Genomic DNA, 9,012 nt, shown 5'->3' on the forward strand with positions numbered 1-9,012 from the left:
TGTTAGCGCCAGTGTCAGCCCGCAACGGCTGTCTGATTGCACCCTGTTCCCAGCTTCACTCTACAAGAACCGAGCTTGTTCGGTGTGGGCAGGTAAGGAGTCAATTCTGAGTCTGAATGGCAAGGCTTGCACTTGCATCTGACCGAGAGTTCAGCCCCTTAGTGACAGTAATCTGCTGTCGGACTGGATTAGTTATATACGGACTGATTACCGTGATTCACTAATCAACGAATCGCACCCCTCTCAGCAATCACCTTCACGCCAGATAAAATTTCCCACTCTAAAGATTGACTACTTTTATTGGTAATCACAAAGGTATTTTTACCTGCTGCAACTGTGAGTTGATTGGGTTCGCAACCTTTATCTGTGACTGTAATTGCAGTTTCGGGAATGGTTTTAGTATCGGTGTTGCTAACAATTTGGACATTGGATGAATTCTTGCTGTCTTGGCTGGTTTTGTTGGAGTCACACGCCGTTGTTGTTAAACCTATCAGACAAGCGATCGCAGGTATATACATCCACTGACACGTTTTACTTTTCATACTTATTTTCTATGTAACATTACTAGGATGGTTACTACTTCCAATAACTTCCGAATTTACTGGGAACGATTTACAGCAGTCTTTTGTGTTGTCTGACTTCCAGAAAAGAACAGCACTAGCGTGGGAATCAAATAGCCAAAATAGGCGATCGCTTCCCCAAGGGTAGGAGCATCGTTGTAGCTAAAAATACCTGCTAAGACTGAACCAATAATTCCATGTGTAGAAAGAGTTTGACTAGCATCAAATACGATATTTTGTAGTGAATTCCAAATTCCTGCTTCATGAAAAGCACGTACCGCACCTGCAAGCAGTCCCGCAGCCACAACAATAATAAAAACTCCTGTCCATTTAAAAAATTTTCTCAGGTTGATGCGAATACCACCTTGATAAATTCCAACTCCGACAGCGATGGCGGCTAGGTATCCCAATACTGCACCCAATGGTATGCCAAACCCCAAGTTTTGCTGAAAACTAGCTAGAAGAAACACCACTGTCTCCAAACCTTCACGCAGCACTGCGAAAAATGACATTCCTACCAACGCCAAACCCCAGCGATCGCCTTGGGAAATTGCGGTTTCAATTTGGCTGTGCAACTCACCTTTAATCGAACGCGCTGCGCGTCGCATCCAAAAAACCATCCAAGTCAGCACCCCAACGGCAATGACTGAGATTCCTCCTGCAAATAATTCCTGTTCTTGTTGGGGAAAATCACCGCTTGTTGCTTGCAAAATTATTGCCAATGCCAAACATAAGAGAGTAGCAAGGATAATTCCCATCCACACGGCTTTCATCAGATGTGTGCGTCCAGTTTGCTTGAGGTAACTGGCAATAATACCAACAATCAAAGCCGCTTCTACCCCTTCCCGAAACATGATTAGAAAAGTGGCAAGCATATTTATTGATAAGTTTTATCTATTAGCTCCAAAGTTACTGTAGGATTAATTGATATCAATTGTCAAATGTATCACAATACGTCAAAGAGAAAAAAGTTGATGTCCCATAGTCGATAACGATATTTTTATGTTGACTGTTGACGGTTGACTGTTAACCAAGGAGCCACTGACGGGTACGTAGGGGTTCCCCCAAATGGAGCGAACTTCACAGGTAACCGAACCGTGCAATTTAAAAGCTCAATAGCTTATGAGCTTCCCAGAAGCGTCTATTTCAGACGTAGGGAGGTGAAAAAGCTTTCAAAGCCAAGATGCAACAAGTTTCATAGTCAAATATGAAAGTGGTTTTTTCGATTCCCTACTGCCCACTTTCAAATATCAATAGAGTAATGGTAAATACTATTTCCGAAGCTGAATACTTAGAAGTATGGTATAATTTCAACAATAATATCCAGTATCCCGATCCTCTAGATACTTGTGACATTATTTATTTATGTCCAGAGCAATTTGGTAGAGGATTCGATCGCTATATTGAATTACGAGATATTTATTTGTTGATTCGCAATCAAAAATATGACAAAGATTTACAAATAGTATATGAAGCGAGTCAAGATGAATTTGAAGAAATAGAATTTGGTTTTAATTTATCAGGTGGTTATAGTTCTAATCGATTAGATATTGCTTGCAATAGAAGCAGTGAATCGAATTTTATACAATGGATTTTACCTGGTAAAGAGTATGCTGCTTATACCAGCACTTCATTTAGCAATAAGCAATTATTAAAAGTTGATATACATCTGAATTCTTCTAAGATTTTATATGATTTTGTACGCTGTATAAATCAAGAATTACCGCCAGATTTAATTAAGTTGATAAAAGGCAAGAGTCAAGAAAATTATATTGAAGATAATCAACTTACATCAGCAATGATTCTTCCATTGCAACAAATTATTAATTGCCCATTTCAAGGTACGATCAAACAAATTTATCTGGAAGCTAAGTGTTTAGAATTAATTGCTTTGAAATTAGAGCAACTAACAAAAATCAAAAATGTATCTGTTAAATTTATAGCCCTTAAACCTAGAGATATTGAAAAGATTCACCACGCACGAGATATGCTGATTTCTCAACAGGAAAACCCGCCAACTTTGTTAGATTTGGCACAGCAAGTAGGTATTAATGACAATAAATTAAAAATTGGCTTTCGGCAAGTATTTGGTACAACAGTCTTTGGTTACTTGCATAATCATCGCATGGAAATAGCTAGACAATTGCTACAAGATGGAAAAATGCACGTAGCTGTGGTGGCAAATGCAGTGGGATATGCGAATCCCGGTCATTTTGCGGCTGCCTTTAAACGCAAATTTGGCGTGAGTCCCTCTGAATGTAAGGCGGGAAAGAAAATATACGAGTAATTTTAACTTTCTTTCAATATCCCTAAAACTGCTTTGAGATGGACGTTTTAGCCTGAAAATTTTTCACTGACTCTCCCGTATTGGATCGAAGTCTCCGTGATTGAGTTGATTTGTGCCTGGGAAATCACATAATGTTCTTTCCATAAGCTAATTAAGAAAATTTGTCTACAAGCATTTGTGGTTGGCGGGGAGAAAATTAGATGAAATCTAGGCTGCTGTGTGGGATCAGTTCGGTTACTTCTGCATTGACTTTGATGACAATTTTGATAAAACCTGCAACTGGGAATGAAGTCTTAGAGCTAAAAGAGATGTCAGAACAGCCTCATTTTGTCAAGAATTTAGCTCCCCTATTAGTACAGCAACCAGTCAGCCCAGTGGTGAAAGTTACGGGTGTGAAGCTCAATAACACAAGTACGGGTATTGAATTAGTTTTACAAACATCTCAAGGAGAAGCACTCCAGCCTGTGACGAAAGCTGAGGCTAATAGCTTGATTGCAGATATCCAGAATGCTGTCTTGGAACTGCCAGATGGTCAAGAGTTTCGTGTGGACAATCCTGTTAAGGGGATTGTATCTGTCACCGTCACAACTTTAGACGCTAATAGTATTCGGGTGACAGCGATCGGGGAAGCCGATAGTCCCAATGTGGAATTATTTGACGACCCAGAAGGTTTAGTGTTTGGTTTTACACCAGCCTCATCTGCTCAAACACAAACTCAACCGACTTCCCCGCCACAGCCTAGTAGTGAAACCGAGCCAGAGCAACCCACAGCCCAAGACGATCGACCGATTGAGTTGGTAGTCACAGGCGAACAAGATGGATATCGCGTACCAGATGCAACAACCGCAACTAAAACTGATACCCCTTTGCGTGATATTCCCCAATCGATTCAAGTGATTCCACGACAAATAATTGAGGATCAAAAAACAACTCGATTGCGGGATGTTTTGCAAAATGTCAGTGGGGTAACACCAGGTGCAGGCTATCAAAACTCCTTTGATAGAGTGAGAATTCGAGGATTTGCTCAAGAAACAACTTTTCGGGATGGAATTCGTGACAACTTTCCATCCACAGACTTTGCCAATGTAGAACGGGTTGAGGTACTCAAGGGGCCTGCTTCTGTGCTATTCGGACAAACTGAACCAGGTGGAATTGTCAATCTGGTAACGAAGCAACCTCTAAGTGACCCTTACTACAATGTTGATTTGAGTGTTGGAAATTATGCTTTCTATCGTTCAGCTTTCGATTTATCAGGGCCTCTGAATCCAGATAAAACCTTACTTTATCGTCTGAATGTTGCCTACGAAAATGCTGGTAGTTTCAGAGATTTTATTAGTTCTCAGAACATATTTGTTGCACCTGTTATCGCTTGGAAACTTAATGAAAATACTGATTTAAAGCTATTTTTTGAATACAACGATAGAGATTATAAACCCGATCGCGGAGTGTTCGTAATTGGCGATCGCCCTGGTTCAGTTCCCATCAACCGATTTTTTGGTGAACCTGCCATTAACGAAGGCACTGTTACAAACTACAAGTTTGGGTACAATCTCGAACACCGCTTCAATGAAAATTGGCAACTGCGTCAGACTTTATCCACCAACATATTGAAGACTGATGAAATCCGGGTTCAGTTCAGAGGACTGGAAGCAGATGGACGCACAGGGAGAAGAGACATCGCTAATTTTGGTGGAACTACCCAAGAGGACTACAGACTCCAGACAGATGTTATCGGTAACTTCAAAACAGGAACAATTACCCACAAACTGCTATTTGGCATAGACCTGAACCGTTTCACTGATATCTCCAATGGCTTTTCTAACGGGCCTTTTGCATCCATTGATGTTTTTAATCCGGTTTACTTTGTTCCGATTACCCGTCCCACTACTCCTTACATAGTTCAAAATTTCACGGATACATTCGGCTTTTATCTGCAAGACCAGGTAACTATTGCAGACAACCTCAAGCTACTGCTGGGCGGTCGTTTTGATACGGTGAATATTTTACAAAAAGACTTAGCAGCTCAAAGTTCAACCAGCGACAATAATTCTGCCTTTACTCCCCGTGTTGGTATTGTCTATCAACCTACCCCTCCTGTTTCTCTGTATGCCAGCTATGCAGAATCCTTTGTACCACAGTATGGAAGGTCTAGAGACAATTCACCTTTCGTTCCTGAACGCAGCAAACAATACGAAGTAGGCGTTAAAGGAGAGTTGTTTGATGGCAAACTTTCAGCAACATTGGCAGCTTACCATTTGACAAAATCCAATGTTTTAACCACCGATCCCATCGATACCAATTTCTCTATTCAGGTAGGGGAACAGACTAGCAAGGGCATTGAACTTGATATCGTCGGAGAAATAACACCAGGTTGGAATGTGATTGCTACCTATGGTTATACAGATGCCAGAGTCACCCGCGATAATGACTTACCTGTAGGCAATCGCTTGCAAAACGTAGCAGAAAATACTGCTTCTTTGTGGACAACTTATGAACTTCAACAAGGTAATTTCAAAGGGTTGGGCTTTGGTTTAGGTTTCTATTATGTGGGCGATCGCCCCGGAGATTTCGAGCAATCATTTATCCTGCCGAGTTATTTTCGCACAGATGCTGCGCTGTTTTACAAGCAAGATAATTGGAGGCTTGGTCTCAATATCAAAAATCTTTTTGATATTAACTATTATGTGGAAACCCAAGGACGCGAAGTTGTTTACCCAGGTGCGCCGTTTACAGTGATTGGCTCTGTTTCTTTTACATTCTAAGCGCAATAGGCAACGCATGAAGTGAGTTTTTTTGTTATTAAAAAGTGAATATTATGAACCGCAAAAAACTACGTGATACTGTTTTTTACCTACACCAATATATTGGTCTTTTTGTGGGATTGGTGCTGGTTATCGTAGGTTTGACAGGTAGCTTGTTAGTGTTCGAGCAAGATTTTGACCATTTTGCAATCGCTCAACAATACGGACATATTACTCCTCAAAAAGTGCAATTATCCCCAGAATTTATGGTGAATAAAATTCGGGATACCTATGCACAAAGAAAAGACTTGAACTTTTTTCGGATTTATTTACCAGATGCTCCAGATGCTCCTTATCTGGGGCAATTGGCAACAAATGATGGTCAAAGAACGGAGGTTTTTCTCAACCCGTATACAGGCGAAATTATGGGTGAGCGTCAACGGGATAAAACTCTATTTGGTATAGTGCTAGAACTGCACTACAGCCTGATGGCAGGTGAAACCGGAGTGATAATCGTCGGCATTACTGCCTTTTTAATGTGTATTCTCACCATTACAGGTTTAATTCTCTGGCCTGGTTGGCGTAAGCTGATTGCAGGTTTTAAAATCAAGCTTGATGCTCATCCCAAGCGGGCAAACTTTGACATTCACAAAGTGGCTGGGATTATCACTGTGGTTTTTTTATTCTTGACTGGCTCTACCGGCTTTTGCTGGAACTTCTACGATTTGACTGAGCCGATTATTTATGCTGTGACATTTACCCAAAAGCCACCAGAACCAGTATCTCAACCTCTTGCCGGTCAGTCATTATTGAGCCTGACACAACAACTGAAAATTGCTAATGCGGCCTTACCCGATGCTGTTACTAAGAGCATTTATTTTCCCAAGTTACCAGAAGATCCTCTACAAATTCGTATGAAGCTACCACAGGAAAGTTCTGATTACGGTGATAGTAATGTTTATCTTGACCAGTATAGTGGTAAGGTTTTGAGAGTCGATAATGCTTTAAAGTTACCGTTAGGCGATCGCGTCCTCAACTCTTTTACTCCCCTACACTACGGTACATTTGGTGGTTTACTTACCCAGATTCTCTATGTCTTCCTTGGACTTGCACCGTTGATTTTATTTATCACTGGGTTAACAATGTGGCGGTATCGTCAGCAGAGAAAATCAATTACGAATTTGTCCTAACTGACTACAGCTTTCTTTAGAGAAGTAATACCATTTTGGATTTTAGATTTTAGATTTTGGATTAGGGATTGCTTTGTAGATTTTGATTCTGAAAATCTATCTGTAGTCGAATTCCAAATGTAGAGACGTAGCATTGCTACGTCTCTACAAGGGTTTTGGGTAACGCAGAATTAATTTCACCAGATGTCTAATCCAAAATCTAAAATCCAAAATCCAAAATCCTATCAGGGTGACTGATTTAACGCCCACTTCAACCACTGGCCAAAGGAACTTACAAAATTCAATCTTCTAACTCCAGGGGCACGGGCGGCGGCGAGTCCATCAACGGCGACTAATGCGGCGTATTGCAACCCCAAGAAACTATCAACGGCGGCATAGGGGCCGCCAAGGGTAATGGCTCCGGCTGCATACATTTGTCCTCTGTCACTACGCATTTCTACTAATTCAAAATTGTTGGCTACAGCTAGTCGCCCCAGGTGATTCAGTGGCAAGTTGTAATGTTTAACAAAATCTTCTAGCAAAGGACTAGCGTTGACTTTGGCATCCAGTCCAGTAGCATCAACAATAAAGTCAGCAATCAATTTCATTTCCCCAAAGCTTTTTTCTCGGATGTGGGTAATAGTCCGGTTTTGGGGATCTCGTTCTACGTCCAACACTTCACCGAAGGTAATTTGATACCAGCCTTCGCTAATGCCCTCGCTAGTAATACGCTGCCAGTCGTGGCGGTCAGCGGTGGTGGTACCTCCCCAGTCTGCCAGTAGGCTTTTGCGTTCATCGGGGGAGGCTTTTTCTAACATTGTCCGTAGTTCCCCGCCCCAACAAGCTTTCGGCCAGTTAAAGGGTTGAAATTCGTAATGATTTTTTACTGAACGCTGGGCATTTTGAAATTTGTTGCCTTGGGGTTTGGGCGATCGCATTAAATGTAAAACTGAAATATTCCGATTTCGCTTTCTGGCTTCGTAAATTCGCTGCAAAATGCGGGAAGCCACAATTCCCCGTCCCCGAATCAATACTGTACCACCTTGTTCTTCTAGTTGTTGATAAACGCGATCGTGTGCTTCGTAAGCGTTAACAACTGTTTGAAAATCTTGATATTTTTCTCTATAAGCTTGCAAATCTGGCAGAAATTGAATTGCTGGATATCCAGTAGCTAAATGTAAATAACGACCAACTAAAAAAGCATAATTTCCTGGGGCGCGAGAATAAGCTATGCAATACCTACCGTCATCGGTTTTGCGAATTGCCCGGACTCGCCCATAGCGATAAATTTGGTTCCAACCAATGCGCTTGGCTTCTCTGTCTATGGAATTAAAAACGTTACCGGAACGGGGTGTATAAGTTTCAGCAAATGTTGGTTCCGCAAACACCTGCCACAAATATTTAAATGCTGACTTTATATTTCCTTTACCAAAATCAGCCCAAGCTTCCCGCAAGGCATAACTAGGCCAGCCCCAAATATTATCAGGGCAGGAATCGGAATTAGACCGCAGTCTTTCATGCAGAGGAATTTGGGAATTCATACACAGCCGCTTATAACGGGCATAAGGTTCCGCCTCTAATCCCACAGCGACAATTTTGTCAGCACGCACGCCACTAATTCGCAGTAAATCAGCCCAAACAAAGCTACCCAGACCCGCCCCGATGGCCACATAATCAGTTTCATCCACTGGTAACCCAGTAGCGTAAAGCGCTTGCACGGGGACTTTTTGGGCTTGAAATGCTGGTGGTGGAAAATTCGTACCAGCGGTAATCCCAGGCTGGGCCACAGGCAAACTGGGGTCTGGGATATTGGTATTTGGGTTGAAGCGAATCGTTGAAGGAGGAGTAGTATCTGGTTCCGTGACATTGGCAGCAAACTTGATTGTGATGACATAGGGGCCAATTTGCAACGTATCGCCATTAGCCAGAACAGACCGTTTTTGCTGTTTACCATTGACAAAGACACCGTTAATACTGCCTTGGTCAATTACCACCAGATGATTTTGTTCCCAGTCAACAAGGGCGTGGTAGCGAGAAACTTCATTACTATTAAGCAACATCCTAGAAACCCGCTGTCCTCCATGTTCAGCAGGTAACCGAGCAAATTCCCGACCAAAAGCGATGGGTATATTTAAAATTGGTTCTCGCCGTTCTCCCGTCGCCGGATCTTCCCAACTTAATTGGATTTTTAGATGATTAGTCATTGGTCATTAGTCATTGGTCATTGGGCATGGGGCATGGGGCATGGGGCATGG

General features: G+C 42.0%; 6 protein-coding genes. 3 read left to right on the top strand and 3 right to left on the bottom strand.

What is annotated here, in order from left to right; all coding sequences use genetic code 11:
- Nucleotides 1-224 precede the first annotated feature (224 nt).
- Nucleotides 225-542 carry a cupredoxin domain-containing protein gene (locus tag VF06_RS38245; protein WP_218963864.1) on the bottom strand — a complete coding sequence of 106 codons (318 nt, stop codon included), beginning with the start codon at nt 540-542 and terminating at the stop codon, nt 225-227.
- Between the two features lie 56 nt (nt 543-598).
- Complete coding sequence (efeU, locus tag VF06_RS38250) at nt 599-1,435, bottom strand: iron uptake transporter permease EfeU (RefSeq protein WP_099072577.1); 837 nt, start codon at nt 1,433-1,435, stop codon at nt 599-601.
- A 386-nt stretch (nt 1,436-1,821) separates the two neighbouring features.
- Here efeU and VF06_RS38255 point away from each other — a divergent pair, with 386 nt between their 5' ends.
- The 3 genes from VF06_RS38255 (at nt 1,822) to VF06_RS38265 (ending at nt 6,778) form a co-directional block, all read left to right on the top strand.
- The gene (locus VF06_RS38255) at nt 1,822-2,847 is read left to right on the top strand and encodes a helix-turn-helix transcriptional regulator (protein WP_180267653.1); all 1,026 of its coding nucleotides are present in this window, start codon (nt 1,822-1,824) and stop codon (nt 2,845-2,847) included.
- Between the two features lie 200 nt (nt 2,848-3,047).
- Nucleotides 3,048-5,609, top strand: coding sequence for a TonB-dependent siderophore receptor (locus tag VF06_RS38260; RefSeq protein ID WP_099072575.1), 2,562 nt, complete (start codon nt 3,048-3,050; stop codon nt 5,607-5,609).
- Between the two features lie 53 nt (nt 5,610-5,662).
- A complete protein-coding gene (locus VF06_RS38265) occupies nt 5,663-6,778 on the top strand; it encodes a PepSY-associated TM helix domain-containing protein (RefSeq protein WP_099072574.1) in 1,116 nt (371 codons plus the stop codon).
- A gap of 224 nt (nt 6,779-7,002) precedes the next feature.
- On the opposite strand, the gene VF06_RS38270 is transcribed toward VF06_RS38265, so the two are convergent.
- Nucleotides 7,003-8,961 carry an FHA domain-containing protein gene (locus VF06_RS38270; RefSeq protein WP_099072573.1) on the bottom strand — a complete coding sequence of 653 codons (1,959 nt, stop codon included), beginning with the start codon at nt 8,959-8,961 and terminating at the stop codon, nt 7,003-7,005.
- Between the last annotated feature and the right edge of the window lie 51 nt (nt 8,962-9,012).

Source organism: Nostoc linckia z4 (assembly GCF_002608075.1).
Lineage (GTDB): Bacteria > Cyanobacteriota > Cyanobacteriia > Cyanobacteriales > Nostocaceae > Nostoc > Nostoc linckia.

Coding starts and splice junctions, on each gene's coding strand:
- VF06_RS38245 (WP_218963864.1), bottom strand. CDS start 542: ATGAAAAGTAAAACGTGTCAGTGGATGTATATACCTGCGATCGCTTGT.
- VF06_RS38265 (WP_099072574.1), top strand. CDS start 5,663: ATGAACCGCAAAAAACTACGTGATACTGTTTTTTACCTACACCAATAT.
- VF06_RS38255 (WP_180267653.1), top strand. CDS start 1,822: ATGGTAAATACTATTTCCGAAGCTGAATACTTAGAAGTATGGTATAAT.
- efeU (WP_099072577.1), bottom strand. CDS start 1,435: ATGCTTGCCACTTTTCTAATCATGTTTCGGGAAGGGGTAGAAGCGGCT.
- VF06_RS38270 (WP_099072573.1), bottom strand. CDS start 8,961: ATGACTAATCATCTAAAAATCCAATTAAGTTGGGAAGATCCGGCGACG.
- VF06_RS38260 (WP_099072575.1), top strand. CDS start 3,048: ATGAAATCTAGGCTGCTGTGTGGGATCAGTTCGGTTACTTCTGCATTG.